Source organism: Geothrix oryzisoli, assembly GCF_022808865.1.
Lineage (GTDB): Bacteria > Acidobacteriota > Holophagae > Holophagales > Holophagaceae > Geothrix > Geothrix oryzisoli.
The window spans coordinates 144,457-162,429 of the sequence record NZ_JAKZLB010000002.1; the positions used below are offsets into that span (position 1 = coordinate 144,457).

The 17,973-nt window shown below is 70.3% G+C and carries 22 protein-coding genes; 16 read left to right on the forward strand and 6 right to left on the reverse strand.

Going from position 1 to position 17,973, the window contains the following annotated elements; translation table 11 throughout:
• Nucleotides 1-4: 4 nt before the first annotated feature.
• The 3 genes from MLE43_RS05360 to MLE43_RS05370 are packed head-to-tail and all read right to left on the reverse strand — an operon-like array spanning nucleotide 5 to nucleotide 2,018.
• On the reverse strand, nucleotides 5-352 hold the full coding sequence (locus tag MLE43_RS05360) for a hypothetical protein (protein WP_243302444.1): 348 nt from the start codon (nucleotides 350-352) through the stop codon (nucleotides 5-7).
• A 35-nt stretch (nucleotides 353-387) separates the two neighbouring features.
• Nucleotides 388-1,176 (reverse strand): sulfite exporter TauE/SafE family protein, encoded by a 789-nt coding sequence (locus MLE43_RS05365; RefSeq protein ID WP_243302445.1) that lies wholly within the window; start codon nucleotides 1,174-1,176, stop codon nucleotides 388-390.
• A complete protein-coding gene (locus tag MLE43_RS05370) occupies nucleotides 1,173-2,018 on the reverse strand; it encodes a CE1 family esterase (protein ID WP_243302446.1) in 846 nt (281 codons plus the stop codon). The genes MLE43_RS05365 and MLE43_RS05370 overlap by 4 nt, the downstream gene beginning before the upstream one ends.
• 60 nt (nucleotides 2,019-2,078) lie before the next feature.
• On the opposite strand from MLE43_RS05370, the gene MLE43_RS05375 reads away from it, so the two are divergent.
• Complete coding sequence (locus MLE43_RS05375; protein ID WP_243302447.1) at nucleotides 2,079-2,849, forward strand: metallophosphoesterase family protein; 771 nt, start codon at nucleotides 2,079-2,081, stop codon at nucleotides 2,847-2,849.
• Nucleotides 2,850-2,852: 3 nt separating this feature from the next.
• On the opposite strand, the gene MLE43_RS05380 is transcribed toward MLE43_RS05375, so the two are convergent.
• Nucleotides 2,853-3,335 (reverse strand): DUF192 domain-containing protein, encoded by a 483-nt coding sequence (locus MLE43_RS05380; RefSeq protein ID WP_243302448.1) that lies wholly within the window; start codon nucleotides 3,333-3,335, stop codon nucleotides 2,853-2,855.
• Between the two features lie 134 nt (nucleotides 3,336-3,469).
• Between MLE43_RS05380 and MLE43_RS05385 the strand changes: the two genes are divergently transcribed.
• Nucleotides 3,470-5,908, forward strand: a complete 2,439-nt coding sequence (locus tag MLE43_RS05385) for a DUF5916 domain-containing protein (protein ID WP_243302449.1) — start codon at nucleotides 3,470-3,472, stop codon at nucleotides 5,906-5,908.
• Here the strand turns inward: MLE43_RS05385 and MLE43_RS05390 are convergent.
• Both MLE43_RS05390 and thyX read right to left on the reverse strand, forming a co-directional pair.
• Nucleotides 5,889-7,103 carry an aminotransferase class V-fold PLP-dependent enzyme gene (locus tag MLE43_RS05390; protein ID WP_243302450.1) on the reverse strand — a complete coding sequence of 405 codons (1,215 nt, stop codon included), beginning with the start codon at nucleotides 7,101-7,103 and terminating at the stop codon, nucleotides 5,889-5,891. The genes MLE43_RS05385 and MLE43_RS05390 overlap by 20 nt on opposite strands.
• The gene (thyX, locus tag MLE43_RS05395) at nucleotides 7,100-7,780 is read right to left on the reverse strand and encodes an FAD-dependent thymidylate synthase (RefSeq protein WP_243302451.1); all 681 of its coding nucleotides are present in this window, start codon (nucleotides 7,778-7,780) and stop codon (nucleotides 7,100-7,102) included. The genes MLE43_RS05390 and thyX overlap by 4 nt, the downstream gene beginning before the upstream one ends.
• Nucleotides 7,781-7,957: 177 nt before the next feature.
• Here thyX and fsa point away from each other — a divergent pair, with 177 nt between their 5' ends.
• The 14 genes from fsa to MLE43_RS05465 all read left to right on the forward strand — a co-directional run bounded on the left by fsa (nucleotide 7,958) and on the right by MLE43_RS05465 (nucleotide 17,953).
• On the forward strand, nucleotides 7,958-8,605 hold the full coding sequence (gene fsa / locus MLE43_RS05400; RefSeq protein WP_243302452.1) for a fructose-6-phosphate aldolase: 648 nt from the start codon (nucleotides 7,958-7,960) through the stop codon (nucleotides 8,603-8,605).
• The gene (locus MLE43_RS05405; RefSeq protein WP_243302453.1) at nucleotides 8,602-9,072 is read left to right on the forward strand and encodes a histidine triad nucleotide-binding protein; all 471 of its coding nucleotides are present in this window, start codon (nucleotides 8,602-8,604) and stop codon (nucleotides 9,070-9,072) included. Before fsa ends, MLE43_RS05405 begins: the two co-directional genes overlap by 4 nt.
• Before the next feature lie 160 nt (nucleotides 9,073-9,232).
• The gene (locus MLE43_RS05410) at nucleotides 9,233-9,847 is read left to right on the forward strand and encodes a YajG family lipoprotein (RefSeq protein WP_243302454.1); all 615 of its coding nucleotides are present in this window, start codon (nucleotides 9,233-9,235) and stop codon (nucleotides 9,845-9,847) included.
• 40 nt (nucleotides 9,848-9,887) lie between these two features.
• Complete coding sequence (locus tag MLE43_RS05415; RefSeq protein ID WP_243302455.1) at nucleotides 9,888-10,592, forward strand: beta-ketoacyl synthase chain length factor; 705 nt, start codon at nucleotides 9,888-9,890, stop codon at nucleotides 10,590-10,592.
• Between the two features lie 4 nt (nucleotides 10,593-10,596).
• A complete protein-coding gene (locus tag MLE43_RS05420) occupies nucleotides 10,597-11,403 on the forward strand; it encodes a lysophospholipid acyltransferase family protein (protein ID WP_243302456.1) in 807 nt (268 codons plus the stop codon).
• The gene (locus tag MLE43_RS05425) at nucleotides 11,351-11,623 is read left to right on the forward strand and encodes a phosphopantetheine-binding protein (RefSeq protein WP_243302457.1); all 273 of its coding nucleotides are present in this window, start codon (nucleotides 11,351-11,353) and stop codon (nucleotides 11,621-11,623) included. Before MLE43_RS05420 ends, MLE43_RS05425 begins: the two co-directional genes overlap by 53 nt.
• 16 nt (nucleotides 11,624-11,639) lie before the next feature.
• Nucleotides 11,640-11,888: an acyl carrier protein gene (locus MLE43_RS05430; RefSeq protein WP_243302458.1), complete on the forward strand. Its 249-nt coding sequence runs from the start codon at nucleotides 11,640-11,642 to the stop codon at nucleotides 11,886-11,888.
• Nucleotides 11,885-12,232 (forward strand): ApeI family dehydratase, encoded by a 348-nt coding sequence (locus tag MLE43_RS05435; RefSeq protein ID WP_243302459.1) that lies wholly within the window; start codon nucleotides 11,885-11,887, stop codon nucleotides 12,230-12,232. Before MLE43_RS05430 ends, MLE43_RS05435 begins: the two co-directional genes overlap by 4 nt.
• Entirely contained in the window at nucleotides 12,229-13,953 is a 1,725-nt protein-coding gene (locus MLE43_RS05440) for a glycosyltransferase family 2 protein (RefSeq protein ID WP_243302460.1), read from the forward strand. Before MLE43_RS05435 ends, MLE43_RS05440 begins: the two co-directional genes overlap by 4 nt.
• The gene (locus MLE43_RS05445; RefSeq protein ID WP_243302461.1) at nucleotides 13,950-14,366 is read left to right on the forward strand and encodes an acyl-CoA thioesterase; all 417 of its coding nucleotides are present in this window, start codon (nucleotides 13,950-13,952) and stop codon (nucleotides 14,364-14,366) included. The genes MLE43_RS05440 and MLE43_RS05445 overlap by 4 nt, the downstream gene beginning before the upstream one ends.
• Entirely contained in the window at nucleotides 14,363-15,556 is a 1,194-nt protein-coding gene (locus tag MLE43_RS05450) for a beta-ketoacyl-ACP synthase (protein WP_243302462.1), read from the forward strand. The genes MLE43_RS05445 and MLE43_RS05450 overlap by 4 nt, the downstream gene beginning before the upstream one ends.
• Complete coding sequence (locus tag MLE43_RS05455) at nucleotides 15,553-15,981, forward strand: hotdog family protein (protein WP_243302463.1); 429 nt, start codon at nucleotides 15,553-15,555, stop codon at nucleotides 15,979-15,981. Before MLE43_RS05450 ends, MLE43_RS05455 begins: the two co-directional genes overlap by 4 nt.
• Nucleotides 15,978-16,724 (forward strand): 3-oxoacyl-ACP reductase FabG, encoded by a 747-nt coding sequence (gene fabG / locus MLE43_RS05460; protein WP_243302464.1) that lies wholly within the window; start codon nucleotides 15,978-15,980, stop codon nucleotides 16,722-16,724. Before MLE43_RS05455 ends, fabG begins: the two co-directional genes overlap by 4 nt.
• Nucleotides 16,724-17,953, forward strand: a complete 1,230-nt coding sequence (locus MLE43_RS05465; RefSeq protein WP_243302465.1) for a beta-ketoacyl-ACP synthase — start codon at nucleotides 16,724-16,726, stop codon at nucleotides 17,951-17,953. The genes fabG and MLE43_RS05465 overlap by 1 nt, the downstream gene beginning before the upstream one ends.
• The last annotated feature ends 20 nt before the right edge of the window (nucleotides 17,954-17,973 follow it).

The window sequence follows — 17,973 nt, forward strand, 5'->3', positions numbered from 1 at the left end:
CTGGCTAGAGGTAGTCCACGAACTGGTGGATCACGGGGATGCGGTGCTTCTTGCCCTTCGTGGCCTGGAGGATGCTCGTCACGGACATGCCCAGGCACCACAGCAGCCACAGAGGCAGGAAGAAGCGCACCGAGACCGCCCCGAAGATGGGGAACAGGCCCAGGATGAGCATCGCCAGGGTCACGGTGCATTCCGCGAAGGCCAGGATGACCCCCTGCCGCGCATGCCAGAGCAGCTCCGTGTCCTCGCGGTTCCGCATGTAGGGCAGGAAGGCCCAGGGCCCCGCGTAGCACAGGATCAGGTCTCGCAGGCGCTCCCCTACATAGAGGGGGGTCGGGACATCCAGGGACACGGCAACCTCCGGCTCGAGGATAGCGCAAGCGGCGATCAGTGTCCGCGGAGGGCCACCAGCAGCGCCATGAGGAGCACCACCACGGCGTAACTCTGCTTCAGCTTCACCCCCTGGACGCGGATGGCCACACGGGCGCCGGCGAGGGCCCCCAGGGCGAACCCCACGGCCACGCCGGCGATCACCACCCAGGGCAGGCCGCCCTGGGCCTTGGCGTAGACATACACTCCGGGGAGGCCGATGGGCGGCAGCAGCATGGCGAGGCTGGTGAGCTGGGCTTCGTGCTGGGTCATGCGGAAGCGCGAGGCCAGCAGGGGGATCACCACCACCGCCCCGCCCAGGCCCGTGAGCCCCGAGACCACCCCGGCGAGCAGGCCGATGGGCACCCCGGCGGTCCAGATGCCCGAGGACAGGTCCAGGGGTTCCAGCGTCCGATCCACGGATGGCGGCTCGTGCCGGAAGTAGGTCTTGATGGCCAGGAACACCAGGAAGGCCGCATAGCTCCAGCGCAGGGGCTCCGAGGGGATGAGGTTGGCCACCCGGGCGCCCCCGTAGATGCCGAAGAGGAAGGCCAGCACCAGCACCCCCACCAGGCGGAGGCTCGTATGGATGCCCCGGCTGCGGTACTGGAGCACCGCGGGCAGGCCCGTGGGGAGCAGCATGGCCGCCAGGGTGGCGCCCTGGGCCCGGTGCTGGTCCAGGTGCAGCACCAGACCCAGCAGGGGCACCATCACGACGCCGCCTCCCACGCCGAAGAGACCCGACAACGCGCCGCCGCAAAGTCCCGTCACCAGGCCCGCCAGCAGGTGGTTCACATCCAGGCTCACGGCGCCTCCAGAGGGTGGGCCTCGAAGAAGGCCCAGATGAGGTGGGAGGCGGAAAGGTCCGCCACGGGCGGGTCTGCATCCGGTGCGTACCGCCGCCCGCCGGGCCAGGCGTGGCCCATGCCCGCCACGGTCCAGAGTCCCACGTCGCAGCCACCTCCGGACCAGAGGTCCAGGCGGTGGGCATCCAGCGTGTCCCGGACCGGCGCTCCGCCGCAGCCCATGAGGGCCGCCCACCGCGCAGCGGCTTCCGGGGCGGCGAGGGCCGGAAGCCGGCGACCCCGGGGGCCGACCCCCCCGCCATAGGGAATGTGCCGGTCCTCGGTGCCGTGGAAGGCCAGCGTGGGCACGGGTCGGACTGGCGCCGGACCCCAGACCGGGGAGCCCGCCACGGTCGCGATGGCCGCCACCCAGGGTGCCTCGAGGGCCAGTCGGTAGGCCATCCGGGCCCCGTTGGAGAAGCCGGCTACGAAGCAGCGCTGGGGATCCACCGGGGCGTGGCGGCCGACCCGGCCCACCGCAGCCGTGAGAAAGGCCACATCATCGGTGCCCGGGTGCAAGGGGCAGCCCAGCCCGGGGCCGGCGTTCCAGGCGGAGCCCCGCTCCGGATCCTCGGAGCCCGCCTCGCCCAGGGCTTCCGGATAGGCCACCCGGAAGCCCCGCTCGTCCGCCAGGCGGCTCAGGCCCGAGAGCGAAGCCATGATGCGCGCCGTGCCGCCCGTGCCATGCAGGGCGACCACCAGGGGCAATTCCTCGCCCGCCGCCCCGGGCGGATCATGGACCAGAATCCGGCGGGCCTCGCCCTGCCATTCCAGCTTCAGGTAGTGGCCCTGGCCGTGCTGCACCGATCCCCCTGTCCGGGATTCTGGGGCCCCCTGTGTTCCAATGGAAGGTCGGAGGTCCCAGTGCAGGTCCAGCTCAACCAGGATGTGGTGCTCGACAGCCGGCGGGCCGTGTGGCTGCCCCGGCAGAAGACGCTGGTGCTGGCGGACCTCTTCTTCGGCATGGGCGCCGCCCGCCGTCGCCGCCCGGACCCGCTCCCGCCCCCCCAGCAGACCGAGATCTGGGAGCGGGTCTTCAGCCTCATCGACGACTACGCCCCGGCCCAGATCGCCCTGCTGGGCGATCTCAAACCCAGCCAGGGCACCGTGGAGGGCGATGAGGCCGAGGAGCTGCGCACCATCTTCCGCAAGCTCAAGGGCGGTGGGCGGCAGGTCGTGCAGGTGGTGGGCCACCCGGACCGCAGCGTCGGCCCCGCCCTGGAGGGCACCGGCATCCAGCCCGTCGAGCAGTACCGGGTGGGGCCCTTCACCCTGATGCACCGCCGCCGCATCTTCGTCTACCCGCGCCACGACTCGCCCCAGGGCTTCTGGATCAACGGCGGGGTGCACCCCCTCTTCGCCGTGCCCAATCCCGGCCCGGCGGCGGAAGCCGACTGGATGCGGCTCCCGGCCTTCCTCTACACGGGCTTCGCCTTGGTGATGCCGCCCTTCGTGAGCTACGCGCAGGGTTTCGAGGTCATCCAGGCTGAGCGGCTGCCCCGCCAGGCCCGGGCCTGGAAGCTGCTGGCGGACCGCCTCGGCCCCCTGGATCTCGCGGACCTCCCGCCGGCTCCCGAGCACCTGCGCACCCTCACCCGCCCGCCCCGCAAGGGGGCGCCCAAGGGCGGAGAGTAGGCGCTACTTCTTCTTGGCCTTGCCCACCGGCGCACCGCCACGGATGACGCGACCATCGTCCAGGACCAGGTCCCAGCCCAGGCGGTCACCCTTCTTCAGGCCGATGCGCTTGAAGGTGCCCGCGGGAAACTCGATGAAGTGGCGCGCGGGGACGCTCCCCCCGTAGGTGGGGCAGTCGTCGCCGCGCATGGGGCTGCACGGGGGCACCCGCTCGGCCGTCTCCACCACGCGGCCCTCCGCATCCACCCAGGCGACATCCAGGGCGATGAGGCAGTTCTTCATCCAGATGGCGTGGTCGCCATCCTCACCGTAGACGAAGAACATGCAGCGGTCCTTGGCGAGGCTCTGGCGGTACATCAGGCCCTTCGCCTTCTCCTGGTCCGTGGCGGCCACCTCGGCCATGAAGGCCGTTTGCTTGAAGGCCACGGTGCCCCCGCCCCCCGCCAGCAGGGGCAGGGAAAGGATGGCGGCGAGCAAGATGCGCATGGAAACTCCTCGGATCCACATTATCCAATGAAGTGCCCATCCGCGCACCACGGCTCCAGGAAGGCCCGATACCTCACATGCTGTGGCAACATGGTCGTGGGCGCGGACGGATCCCGCCTCGCCCCAGGAGGGCCATGCGCGCACCCATCTGGCTTGTGATTCCTGTGGTCGGCGGACTGGCCCTGGCTTCGCCCGGACCGGAGACCGGGCTCACAGCCCTGCGCACCCGGCAGACCATCCGCCTGGACGGGCGCCTCGATGAAGCCGCCTGGCGCCAGGCTCCCGTGGCCGCAGGGTTCACCCAGGAATGGCCCTGGCGCGGCCAGCCCGCCCGTCAGGCCACCGAAGTGCGGGTGCTCTACGATGACCGCTTCCTCTATGTTGGCGCCCGCATGCACCACGACCGGAAGCTGGACGGCGGCAGGACCACCGTGGTCCGCCGCGTGCACCGCCGGGACCAGGACAGCCCGAGCGACTGGTTCAGCGTGGCCATCGATTCCAACCACGACCGGCGCTCGGCGCTCGTCTTCGAAGTGAACGCCGCCGGCGTGCAGAAGGATCAGATCATCTACGACGACAGCGCCTTCGATCCCAGCTGGGACGGGGTGTGGGAAAGCGCCGTGGCGGTGGATGCCGACGGCTGGACCGCGGAACTGAAGATCCCCTTGTCGCTCCTGCGCTTCGGGGAGGGCTCGGGACCCCAGACCTGGGGCATCAACTTCAGCCGCACCGACCAGGGCCACCTGCGGGAGTCCAGCCGCTGGATGGTGGTGCCCCGCGGCGACAGCGGCTTCGTGAGCCGTTTCCCGGAGCTGACCGGCCTGGAGGGGCTGCATCCCCAGCCGCGCCGGGAATATGCCCCCTACCTTGCGGCCGCGCGGAAGTTCGAGACCACCCGCAGCTACGACGACCGGCGCTGGGACGACCGCGCCGGGCTGGACGCGCGGTGGAGCCTGAACACCCACGCCCAGGTGGATCTCTCGGTGCGCCCGGACTTCGGCCAGGTCGAGGTGGACCAGGCCGTGCTCAACCTCGGCACCGTCGAGACCTTCTTCCCGGAGAAGCGCCCTTTCTTCCTCGAGGGCATGGACCTCTTCCGCGTGGCGGGCCCGGACCTCTTCTACAGCCGGCGCATCGGGCATGGGCTGTCCGATCCCGACCTGGCGGCGGGCGAGACGCTGCTGGACCGGCCCAATGCCACGGACATCACCGCCGCCGCCAAGTACACGGCCAAATACGGCTCGGGCACCAACGTGGGCCTGCTGGGGGCCAGCGTCGAGCCCGCCCGGGCCGAGGTCCTGGATGCCAGCGGCGCCCGGGTGCGCCGGGAGATCTCGCCCCTCACCAACTACGGGGTGCTGCGCGTCCAACAACTCACGGATGACCGGGGCAGCTATGTGGGCGGCTTCCTGTCAGAGATGGCGCAGGCCGGGCCGATCGGCCGCGAGGCCCAGGTGCAGGCCGTGGACGGCGCCTACAAGCGCGAGGACCGGAGCGGCCTCCTGGAGGCCACCTTCAGCCACAGCGACGCGGGGCCGAAGGACGTCCAGGACTCAGGCTGGCGGGGCCGGCTGCGGGCCCATCAGGAATGGCGCAGCGGATGGAGCCTGGAGGTCCAGGCGATCGAGGCGAGCCGACGCTACAATCCCAACGACCTGGGCTACCTGGGGCGGGCCGACGAGCAGCGGATGTACGCCGGGGTGTCCCGCCGCTGGGATCGCGGCTGGGGCTCCGTGCGCGACCTGGAGTGGGGGCTGGACCATACCGCGGCCCGGGACGAGGCGGGCCACACCTTCATGCGCAACCTCAACACCTGGGCCAGGACGGACTTCACCAACTTCGTCTCCCTCTGGGGTGGCGGGGGCGTGGATCTTCCGGTCGAGGATGACCGCGAGCTGCGCACCTATGCCGACCTCCAGAAGAAATACCTCGCGCGGCCCGCCACGCCCTACGCGAACCTGGGCTTCGATACGCCCGGCAACCAGCCCTGGTATGTGCGCATCGCCACCAGCCGGGCCTGGCAGGACGGGGGCCCGTCCACGGATGCCACCCTCTTCCAGAGCCTCAAGCCCGCCTCCAGCGTGGAGATCCAGGTCTCCACCTCGGTCACCCGCGACGAGGGGGAGCTGAAGTGGCTCGAGACGCCGGCGGCCACACCCATCGTGGGCCTGCGGCGGCTCAGCCAGCTGAACCAGACGCTGCGCGTGGCCTATGCCTTCAGCCCCAGCCTCACCCTCCAGCTCTTCAGCCAGTGGCTCGAGGCCAACTGGAACTACCGCGACCTCAAGCACTATGTCGACGACCAGACCCTGGACCCGGGGCTCCCCGAGGATCTGCCCCCGGGCACCACGCCCCAGACCGCCTTCAGCTACCGGACCTGGAACCTGAACCTCATCACCCGCTGGGAGTTCCGGCCCGGCTCCACCTTCTTCCTCGTTTACTCTCATGGCGCCAGCACGGACGCCCTCATCAACGACCGCGCCAGCCTGGCCCCGCACCCGGACCTGTCGATCCTGCGCCACCTGCCTTCGGACGACGTCGTGCAGGCCAAGGTCAGCTGGCTGTTCCGCTGAGCCAGCCCGCCACCCGGTCCACGTCCTCCCCCGTATGGAAGCCGTGGAAAGCCACCCGCAGGTAGCCCTCGCGCACCGAGGCCAGGATGCCCTGTCGGTGGCCGGCCTGGAGCAGGCCCTGGAGGTGCTCCGCCCCTGCGCCGCCATGGTGGAAGGCCAGGAAGGAACCCAGCCGCCCGGCCTCCAGCAGCGCCCGCAGGCGGCGGCATTCCGCGGCCCAGGGCGAGCCCTCCAGCGCCTCGAGGAGGCGGGTCTGGAGGGCGGCGACATGGACGGCGATGGCCGGGACTCCGGCTTCATGGAGCATGCGGAGCGATTCCAGGAGGGCCGAAGCCTGGAGCAGGTTCGGCCCGCCCGGCTCCAGGGCCCGGCCATCCAGAAGCCAGGCCCGGTCGAAGTCCGTGGAGGGCCGGGAGAAGTCCGTGGCCTGCTCCACCGACAGCCAGGTGCCCGAGGGCGCAAGGGATTGCCTGAAAGCCTCGTCGGTCCAGAGGAAGCCCATGCCCTGGGGCGCCAGCAGCCCCTTGTGCCCGCCCGTGGCGAAGGCCGACAGGCCCTCCAGGTCCGCCGGTACGGTGCCGGCCGCCTGGATGCCATCCACCACCAGGTGGACTCCGCGCTCGCGGCAGCCTCGCCCCAGGCGCTGCAGGTCCAGCTTCAGGCCATCCTGGAAGCGCACCCAGGACAGGGCCAGAAGGCGGGTGCGGGGTCCGAGGGCCGCGATGAGGCGCGCCTCGGGGTCGGTCGCGGCCGTGGGCGGCAGGCTGGACCAGGCCTCGGCTCCCGACCGGTGCCCTTCCCACAGCGGCACCTCGCGGAAGGCCACGCCCCTTGGCTTCAGGGCCAGCCAGGGCCAGGCATTGGAGGGGAATTCCCCGAGCGGGGCCACCACCTCATCCCCCGGTTGCCAGGGAAAGCCCTGGGCCACGGCCACCAGGCCCGTGGAGGTGCTGGGGCTCAGGCTGATGTCCTCGGCCCTCCCGCCCAGCAGGGCCGCGGCCGCCTCCCGGGTGGCGGCGGGGATCCCCTGGAAGTCCTCCTCCCAGCGCACGTCCCAGGGACGCAACTCCTTCTGCAGGAAGGCCCGGACGGCCCGAATCGCGGCCCGGGGCACGGGGCCCTCGGAACAGTGCATGACCCAGAGGTGTTCCCGGTCCAGGTGGAACAGGGCGGGGTTGAGGGGTGGCGCGCTCATCCCTTGCCGGACGCCAGCAGGGCCTTGAGGCCCACAGGGAAGAGGGGCTCCACCACGGCGCGCACGGCCGCGGCGTACTGCTGGATCTCCCACTGGGCGTGGCTGTCGGCGCGGAGCCGGATGAAGTGGGCCACGGCCTGGAGGCTCACGGTCCAGTAGACCTCCGAATAAAGCCCCACGGGCAGGACGCAGCGGGCCTGCTCGCGGCAGACCCCCAGGGAGAGCAGCTCCTTGTAGTGGGCCACGGCCCCCCGGCAGCTCTCCAGGTAGCTCGCCATGGCCCGGTCCTGGTTCACCGCGTCGATCTCGCCCTCGCTGCCCTGCTTGTTCACCTTCGCCTGCTTCCGGAAGGCCGCGGGCACGAAGAACTCGTCCTCGGGGAACTCCACGTAGCGACCGCTGATCTCGTTGAACTCCGAGCCGATGCGGTGCTTCATCCACTGGCGGAACACGAAGATGGGCGCCTTCACGTGCAGCGTGAGGGCCGTGTGGCGGAAGGGGGAGGTGTGCTCGTGCTCGGCCAGGTAGCCGATCAGCTTGGCGTCGCCCTCCTCGAAGGCCTCCTTCTTCTTGCCGAAGGAGACCCGGGCCGCGTTCACCACGGACAGGTCCGACCCCATGTGGTCGATGAGGCGGACGAAGCCTTTGTCCAGCACCTTGATCTCGGCATGTGTCATGGAAGACTCCGGGCTTCCAGCTTCCCGCGGGGCCTGGGAGAATGGAAGGGTCCAGCATGCGCCGGGCCAGGAGTCGTCCATGCCGTTCTTCTTCGCCCCTCCGGGGCTCGGAGCCTGAGTCTCCTGACTCCTCCACCCGCCTGTCCCGCATTCAGCCATCCTCATCCGGAGTCATCCATGCAGTTCTTCATCGACACCGCCAACATCGACGAGATCAAGCGCATCAACGCCTTGGGCGTGCTGGACGGGGTGACCACCAACCCGAGCCTCATCGCCAAGGAGACCGGCAAGCCCTTCGAGGAGATCATCGCGGAGATCTGCGCGATCGTGGACGGTCCCATCAGCGCCGAGGTCATCGGCCTGGAGGCGCCCGCCATGATCGAGGAGGGCCGCCGCCTTGCGAAGATCCACAAGAACGTGGTGGTGAAGCTGCCGCTCATCGCCGAGGGCCTGAAGGCCTGCAAGGCGCTCAGCGCCGAGGGCATCAAGACCAACGTGACCCTCTGCTTCAGCGCCACCCAGGCCCTCATGGCCGCCAAGGCCGGCGCCACCTATGTCTCGCCCTTCGTGGGCCGGCTCGACGACATCAACCTGGACGGCATGGAGCTGATCCGCGAGATCTGCGCCATCTTCGAAAACTACGGCTTCGCCACCCAGTGCCTGGCCGCCAGCATCCGCCAGCCCCGCCACGTCACGGACGCAGCCCTGGCTGGCGCCCACGTGGCCACCATCCCCACCAAGGTCTTCGACCAGATGCTGAAGCACCCCCTCACGGACAGGGGCGTGGAGGGGTTCCTAGCGGATTGGAAGAAGAGCGGGCGATGATCCGCTCGAGCCTCCGGGCCGCCTTCGCCGCCCTCATTCTTGGCGCCACGCTGGTGGCCCAGGCTCCGCCCGCCGCGGCCGCGGCTCCGGCCCCCGTCGCGCACCCCGACTGCATCTTCTGCCGGATCATCGCCGGCACCGCCCCCTCGCGGAAGGTGTACGAGAACCCGTATGTCCTGGCCTTCTGGGACATACGGCCCCGAGCCAAAGTGCATCTGCTGGTGATCCCCAAGCAGCATGTGGCCAGCCTCAAGGAACTGGACGAGCTGTCGGTGGAGACCCGGGCCGCCCTGCTCAGCGCCTGCGTGAAGGTGGCCAAGGACCAGGGCATCCTCGAGGACGGGTTCCGGCTCATCTCGAATTCGGGCACCAACGCCAGCCAGAGCGTCTTCCACCTCCACTTCCACGTGGTGGGGGGCGAGCGGCTCCGGGAGGACGCCATCACGAGGGATCCCGGGGGCCGCTGAGCGCACCGGGATTTTCTGCCCAGCCAGTAGCCAAACCCCTGTCTGACGAGGTATGGTTCCTCCACCTGTTCTTTCCTGACCTTGCGGTCGGGACCGGGGTGCGGGCCGCGGGTGCCGTTCGCCTCCTGGCCCGGCGCCCAGTCCTTTCCAAGGAGTTCCCATGCGCCTCCGCTCCCTGTTCCTCTGCACCGGCCTGATGACCGGACTCCTGGCCGCAGACGGCCCGACCATCTCCACGCCCCTGGTGTGGAAGCCCACCTCGAAGCTCCTGGACGCCACCGGAACCCTGAACCTCACGCCTTTCGCGGGGAAGAAGATCGTCTTCCTGCCCATCACGGACACCCGCAAGGACAAGACCGTGATCGGCGAGAACCAGGAGAAGGCCCAGGTGCGCACCGTGAGCACCTCGGACGATGTCCCGGCCTACCTGGCCAAGCAGATGATCGAGCAGCTGCAGGGCGTCGGCCTCCCCGTCGTGGACAAGCCCGCCGCGGGCAGCCCGGTCGTCAGCTGTGAGCTGGTCCGGTTTTCCGTCATCGAGACGGGCACCTACCAGGGCGAGCTGAGGCTCATCATCCAGGTGAAGAACGGGGACAAGGTGGTCTGGCGGGGCATGGTGTCGGGCAAGGCCACCCGGTTCGGCCGCTCCTACAAGCTGGAGAACTACCACGAAGTGCTCAGCGACACCGTGATGGACGTTCTCACCCATCTCCTGTCGGACGATATCTTCATGAGTGTCCTGGCCGGCAAGGCCATGGTCGTGGCCATTCCCTAGATCGCCCCTGTTCCGATCCCCGGCCTTCCCGGGACCCCCGATGCCCCATACCTTCAAGATCCCCCTGCTCAGGGCTTCGGTCTGGTCCCAGGAGGGGGGCCGGGAGGCCTCGACCTCCTTCCTGGACCGGGCCTCCGGCCCCCCGGACGTGGCCTTCCTCGATCCCCTGATCCGCCGCCGACTCAGCCCCCTGGGCCGAGCCATGCTCCACTGCGCCCAGCGGGCCGCGGGGGACCAGGGGCCGCTGCCCTCGGTGTTCTCCTCCCGGCACGGCGAGGCGGGCCGGAGCCTGCCCGTGCTGGAAGACCTGGCCCAGGGCCTCCCCCCTTCGCCCACGCAGTTCTCCATGAACGTCCACAACGCCTCCGCCGGCATCTGGTCCATCGCGCGCCGGGATCCAAGCCCCTCCCTTTCGCTGGCGGCCGGCCTGGAATCCTTCGCCTGGGGGCTGGTCGAAGCCCAGGCCATCCATGCGGCGGCTCCCGAGACCCCCGTGCTGCTCGTCCATGGGGACGCCCCGCTGCCGCCCCTCTGGGCGTCCTTCGACGCGAACCCGCTCCCCCTGCACGCACTGGCCCTGCTGATCGGCCTTCCGGCCATCCACCACCTGATCCTGACCTGGTCGCCCGAAGCCCGCCCCGCGGTGGCCGACGGCCCCTGGGAAGGCCCCTGCGCCCTCGACTTCGAGGCGCCCGGGGGGCCCTGGGCGACCGCCGACGGGACCTGGGCCTGGCGCGTGGAGTAGCCCCATGCGCCGGATCATCAAAGTCCCCGCGAGTGCCGCGGGCTTCACCGCCCTGGGGGTCGGCGGAATCCTCTTCTCGCTGCTTGGGTTGCCCCTGCTCCGGCTCCTGCCCGGCGGGGCCCCGGCCCTGCAGCGACGCACGCGCTCGGTCATCCACCGGTTCTTCCGGGGCATCGTCTGGTTCCTGGCCAAGGCTGGCCTCTTCAAGGTTCGGACCGAGGGCCTGCCCGACCGGAAGGCCCTGGACGGCACGCTGATCCTGGCCACCCATCCCGGGTACCTCGATGTCGTCATCCTTCTGGCCCTGTTGGACCAGCTGACCTGCGTGGTGAAGACGGGCATCTGGACGAATCCGCTCTTCGGCCGGGTGGTGCAGGCCGCCGGCTACCTTCCCGCCCTGGGGCCGGAAGCCGTCCTCGACGCCGGGGCGCAGGCCCTGGCGCGCGGCGAGGCCCTGCTGCTCTTCCCCGAAGGCACCCGGACGGACCCGGGAGCGCCCCACACCTTCCACCGGGGAGCCGCCCACCTGGCCCTGCAGGGCCGCCCGCCGGTCCTCCCCCTCTACATCACCTGCACCCCGCCCCTTCTGGTCAAAGGTCACCGGTGGTTCGAGATGCCCAAGGATTCATGCGATTATTGCATCCGAGCTGCCGAGCCGCTGGATCTGCCCTGGTTGGACCTTGAAGGTTTGCCGGTGCCCCTGGCCGCCCGGAAGCTGACCCGATGGCTCGAAGGTCGCTTCAATCAGGAAACCGCCCATGCAGGACATCACCCCCACGGAGATCAAGCAGTTCATCATCCGGACCCTTGACCTCGAAGACACCCGGCCCGAGGAGATCGGCGACGAGCAGCCCCTGTTCAAGGAGGGCCTCGGCCTGGACTCCATCGATGCCTTCGAGTTGGGCCTGGCCCTCAAGAAGGCCTACAAGCTGAACCTCGAAAGCGAAGAGACTTCCAGCTTCGCCCACCATTTCCGCACGGCCGCCAGCCTCGCGGCCTTCGTATCCAGCCACCGCCAGGTGACCATCTGAACCCCGGAGATCCACCATGGTGATGACTGAGCAGGACATCCTCGCCAAGCTGCGTGAAGTCCTTTCCGATTCCTTCGAGCTCGATCCCGCATCCATCCACCTCGACTCGCACCTGTTCAAGGATCTGGACCTGGACAGCATCGACGCCGTGGAGCTCGCCATCCAGCTCCAGGAGTTCACGGGGCGCCGCGTGAGCGCCCAGGACTTCAAGGATGTGCGGACCGTGGGGGATGTGGTGACGGCGATCCACAAGATGCTGTCGTGATCCCCTACCCCCAGGCGCTGAAGGCGCTGCCTTCCACCCCCGGGGGCTACTCGCTGCACGTGGAACCCGGGCATCCGGCCTTCGATGGCCATTTCCCGGGGCAACCCATCCTCTCCGGCCTCATCCAGGTCGACTGGGCCGCCCGCCTCGGCCAGGAGGCCTTCGGCCCCCTGGGGGCCTTCAAGGGCGTGGAGCACCTGAAGTTCCAGGCCCCCATCCGGCCGGACGAGCCCCTGGAACTGCGCCTCGAATGGGCACCGGAGGCGCGGCAGCTGCGGTTCCGGTACACGGGGGGCCAGGGACCGAAATCCGGGGGGATCCTCGTCTTCACGCCGGGCCCATGACCTTCCGTCCCTGCCTCATCGTGCCGGCGTACAACCCCGGGCCGGCCCTGGGCCGGACCCTCGAGGCCCTCCTGGCCTGCGGCCACCCCCTTTTCGTCCACGACGATGGCAGCGACGAGGCCACCCGGCAGCAGCTCGAGGCGGTGGCTGCGGCCCAGCCCGGACTCCGGCTGTCCCGGTGGTCCGTGAACCAGGGCAAGGGCGCCGCCGTGGTGGAGGCCCTCCGCCGGGCCCGGGCCGAGGGTTTCACCCATGCCCTCCAGGTGGACGCGGACGGCCAGCACGATGCCGCGGCGGTCGCCTCGTTCCTGGCCCTCGGCGAGGTGCGGCCGGAGGCCGTCATCGCCGGAGTGCCGGTCTACGACGCCTCCGTGCCGGCCGCCCGGAAGTTCGGCCGCCGCTTCACCCACGCCTGGGTCTGGCTCGAGACCCTCTCCTTCGACATCGGAGACTCCCTCTGCGGCTTCCGGCTCTATCCCCTCGAAGCCATGAGTCGGCTCCTCGTGCAGACCCCACTGCCCGCCCGCATGGACTTCGACACGGCCGCCATCGTGCGCCTCCACTGGGCAGGCGTGCCGGTGGTGAACGCCCCGGTGCGGGTGGTCTACCCCGAGGACGGCGTCTCCCACTTCCATCTGGTCCGCGACAACCTGCGGCTGACGCGGATGCACACGCGGCTGGTGCTGGGCATGCTCCTCCGCCTGCCGGTCCTGCTCGCGCGGCGCTTTCGGCGCGGGGCCCCCCAGGACCACCAGTGGACCCGGATCCAGGAGCGGGGCACCGCCCTCGGTCTGCGCACCGCCCACCTGATCTACCGCCTGACAGGGGCCCGCGGCCTCCGCTGGCTCACGGAGGTCCTGGCCGCCTATTTCTTCCTGACGGGCCGCGCCGCGCGCCGGGCCTCGGGCCAGTACCTCGATCGCCTCTTCCGCCACGCGGGGCCCCTGCCGGACCTGCCGGTGAAACCCGGGCTCCGCGCCCGCTACCGGCACATCCGGACCTTCGCCCTCTCCTACGTGGACCGCTTCCTGGCCTGGATGGATGCCAGCGACGCCGAGCTGGTCTTCCCGGAGGAACCGGCCTTCCAGGCCCTCATCCACTCCGGTCGCGGCGCCCTCTTCCTCAGTGCCCACCTGGGCAACCTGGACATGCTGCGGGGCCTCGGCGCCGCTCGCGGGATCCCGGGCCTGAACGCCGTGATCTACTCTGAGCACGTCATCCGGTTCCAGGAGCTCCTGGGCCGCATCAACCCGGGCTACAACGCGAACCTGATCCATGTGGCGGAGGCCGGGCCAGAGACCGCGATGCTGCTGGAGGAGCGCATCGCCCGGGGGGAGAGCCTCTTCATCGTCGGCGACCGCCCCCCCGCCTCCGAGAACGGACGCACCCTGGACATCCCGTTCCTGGGGCGGGAAGCCCCGTTCCCCATCGGCCCCCTCTTCCTGGCGCATCTGCTCCAGTGCCCCGTCTACCTCTTCTTCTGCGTCCAGGACGGGCCCCGGTACCGGATCCACATGGAGCCCTTCGCCGAGCGTGTGGACCTGCCGCGCAAGGGGCGGGAGGCCGCCCTCCGAGTCTGGCTCGGGCGGTATGCCCAGGCGGTCGAGGCGCGGTGCCGGGCGACACCCTTCCAGTGGTTTAATTTCTATGACTTCTGGGGAGAGGCGAGATCCTGTCCACCCCCGCCGACCGCACCGCCCGCCGGATCCCCCCGACCATGACCTTCCTGCAGACTTCCGTGAGCCTGGAGATCCCCTTCCACGATGTGGATTCGATGGGGGTCGTCTGGCATGGCCACTACCTGAAGTATTTCGAGATCGCCCGCACCGCCCTCCTGCGCCGCGCCGGCCTGGACGTGGCCGACATGCAGGCCAGCGGGTGCGTCTGGCCCGTGGTCACCTGCGAGGTGAAGTACATCCGCCCTTTGCGCTACGGTCAGCGGATCGTCGTGGAGGCCCGGCTCGAGGAGTACGAGGTCCGCATCGGCATCGCCTACACCGTGCGCGACGAGGCCACCGGCGAGCGCCTCACGCGGGGCCGCACCCGGCAGCTGCCTGTCGATTCGGCCACCGGGGACCTCTGCCCGGGAACGCCCCCCGGCATGATCGCCGCCATCGAGCGGGCCCTCGCATGAATCTGGCCGAGCCCTGCTACCTCTCCGCCCTCGGCTTGGTGAACGCACTGGGGCGGGGAAAGCGTGCGGTGGCCGATGGGCTGGTGCGCGGAGACACCTCGGGCCTGGTGGACGAAGCGGACTGGCTGCCCGGGCGGACGGCCCGGGTGGGCCGCGTGCGGGGAGCGCTGGAGCCGCTGCCGGAGCGCTTCGCCCGCGACGACTCCCGGAACACCCGCCTGGTCCTGGCGGCCCTGGCCGAGATCCGCGCCGAGGTGGACCGCGAGATCAGCCGTCACGGCCCCCACCGGATCGGCGTGGTGCTCGGGACCAGCACCTCCGGCATCGAGGCCGCGGAGCGGGCCGTCGCGCACCACCGGGTGCACCAGACCCTCCCCGCCAGCTTCGACTACCGGCAGCAGGAGATCGGCCGGCTGGCCCCCTTCCTGGCCGGATTCCTGGGCCTCCAGGGACCCGCGATCACGGTGTCCACGGCCTGCACCTCCAGCGGCAAGGCGCTGGTCACGGCCCGGAACCTGCTGCGGCTGGACCTCTGCGATGCGGTGGTCACCGGCGGGGCGGATTCCCTCTGCCGGCTGACCCTCAATGGGTTCGCCTCCCTGGAATCCGTCGCGTCCACGCCGTGCAATCCCATGAGCCGGAACCGCGCCGGCATCAACGTGGGCGAAGGGGCCGCCCTCTTCATCCTCAGGAAGGAACCTGCCGCGGTGGCCCTGCTGGGGGCCGGCGCTTCCAGCGACGCCCACCACATCTCCTCGCCGGATCCCTCCGGCGCCGGCGCCGAGGCGGCCATGCGCGCGGCGCTGGCCGAGGCCGGCCCCGACGCGGCGGTGGGCTACCTCAACCTCCACGCCACGGCCACGCCAAAGAACGACGAGATGGAGAGCCGCGCGACCGCGGCCGTCTTCCCCGCCGGGATCCCCTGCAGCGGCACCAAGCCCCTCACCGGACACCTGCTCGGCGCCGCGGCCGCGACGGAATTGGCATTCTGCTGGCTCCTGGCCCAGGAGGCCTGGAATCCCGACGGGCTTCTGCCGCCCCACCGCTGGGACGGGGAGGCCGATCGGGACCTGCCGGCCCTGAACCTCGTGACCGACGGCGGCGCCTTCCAGGGCTCGCGAATCTGCCTGTCCAACGCCTTCGCCTTCGGCGGCAACAACCTCAGCCTGCTCCTCGGGCCCGCCCGATGACCGGGGAACCCCGCTCCCCCGAAGCGCTGCTGCCGCACCGCGGGCCCTCCCTGCTCCTGGGCCGGATCCTCGAGATCTCCGGGGAACATTGCCTCGCCAGTGCGCGGGTGGAGCCCGGTGCCTGGTACCTCGATGACCGCGGCGAGGCCCCGGCCTGGCTGGCCCTGGAGTGGATGGCCCAGGCAGCCTCGGCCTTCAGCGGGAACCGCCACCTCCAGGCCGGCCGCGCGCCCCGCATCGGTTTCCTGCTGGGCACCCGCCGGTTCGAGACGGTGGTGTCCGCCTTCCCCCCCGGCACTGAATTCGAGGTGGAGGCCCGGCTCATCTTCCTCGACGAGGCCGGCCCCAGCGCCTTCGCCTGCCAGGTGCGGCATGGGGCCGAAACCCTCGCCCGTGCTACGTTGAAAGCCGTCGAAGTCCCATGAACAGACCCTCTTCCCAATCCCCCAGGAACGCGCTCGTCACGGGCGGCAGCGGCCGCATCGGCCGGGCCATCGCCCGTCAATTGGCGCGAGACGGGTACCGGGTGACCGTGCACTGCCGCAGCCGGGTCGACGAGGCCCAGGCCGTGGTGGACACCATCCGTGCCGAGGGCGGCGAGGCCGACTGGCTCGCCTTCGACGTGGCCGACCGCGCGGAAGCCGGGCGCTGCCTGGAAGCGAAGGTCGCCGCCGACGGCCCCTACCACGGCATCATCTGCAACGCGGGGATCACCCGGGACGGCGCGTTCCCGGCCCTCAGCGGGGAAGACTGGGACCAGGTCCTGGGCGTGGGGCTCGACGGCTTCTTCAATGTGGTCCAGCCCCTCCTCATCCCCCTGATCAAGGCCCGCCGGGGCGGCCGCATCGTCTGCATCTCCAGCGTCTCCGGCGTAGTGGGGAATCGCGGGCAGGTGAACTACAGCGCCGCCAAGGCGGGGCTCATCGGCGCCGCCAAGGCCCTGGCCGTCGAGCTGGCCAGCCGCGGGATCACCGTGAACTGCATCGCCCCGGGGCTCATCGAATCGGAGCTGGTGGACGAGCTGGTGCTGGAACACGCCCTGCAGGCCATCCCCATGAACCGGGTCGGCCAGCCCGAGGATGTCGCCACCCTCGCGGGCTTCCTCTGTTCGGACGCCGCGGGCTACATCACCCGCCAGGTCATCGGAGTGAATGGGGGCATGGTCTGATGCGCCGCGTGGTGGTGACGGGCATGGGGGGCGTCACGCCCTTTGGCGAGAGCTGGGAGGCCATCGACCGCGCAGTCTCCGCGGGGCGGAGCGGCGTGAAAGTCATGTGCGAGTGGGATCAGTATCCCGAGATCCAGACGCGACTCGGCGTGCCCATCGAAGGCTTCGAGGTGCCGGCCCACTACCCCCGGAAGATGGTGCGCTCCATGGGCCGCGTGGCCCTGCTGGGGGTCCGCGCCACGGAACTCGCGCTGCAGGATGCCGGCCTCCTGGGCGACGCGATCCTGCGCGGTGGGCGGGTCGGGGTGGCCTACGGCTCTTCCTTCGGCAGCGTCGACCCCATCGTATCCCTGGGCCGCAGCCTGGCTTCGGGGCGGATCGGCGGGCTCAGCGCCACGGGCTACATCCAGGCCATGAGCCACACGGCCGCCGTCAACATCGGGGTGTACTTCGGCCTCACGGGCCGCGTCATCCCCACCAGCACCGCCTGCACGAGCAGCAGCCAGGCCATCGGCTACGCCTACGAATCCATCCGGGAGGGCCGCCAGACCATCATGGTGTCCGGCGGATCCGATGAGCTGTCGGTGTTCACCGCCGCCGTCTTCGACACGCTGTATGCCACCAGCCAGCGCAATGACGCCCCCGACCAGTCCCCCCGCCCCTTCGACCGAGACCGTGACGGCCTGGTGGTGGGCGAAGGGGGCTGCACCCTCATCCTCGAGGATCGGGATCACGCCCTGGCCCGGGGCGCCCGTATCCACGCCGAAATCCTGGGCTTCGGGACCAACTCCGACGGCGCCCACATCACCCAGCCCCAGCAGTCCACCATGGCCGAGACCATGCGCCTCGCGCTGGCTGATGCCGGCCTCTCGGCCGATGCCATCGGCTGGGTCAACGCCCATGGCACCGCCACCGAGTACGGCGACATCGCCGAGAGCCACGCCACCCGCGAAGTCTTCCAGCGGCGCGTGCCCATCACCTCCTTCAAGAGCTACATGGGCCACCCCCTGGGCGCCTGCGGCTCCCTCGAGGCCTGGCTGGGCATCGAGATGTCCCGGGCGGGGCGCATCGCCCCCACCCTGAACCTGGTCGAGCCCGACCCCCGCTGCGCGGACCTGGACTACCTCCAGTTCACCCATCGCGACCTGGATGCGGCTTGTTTCATTTCCAACAATTTCGCCTTTGGCGGCATCAACACCTCCCTCGTGATCCAGCGCGGGGATTCGTGACCGAATCGTAGGAGGGCCCC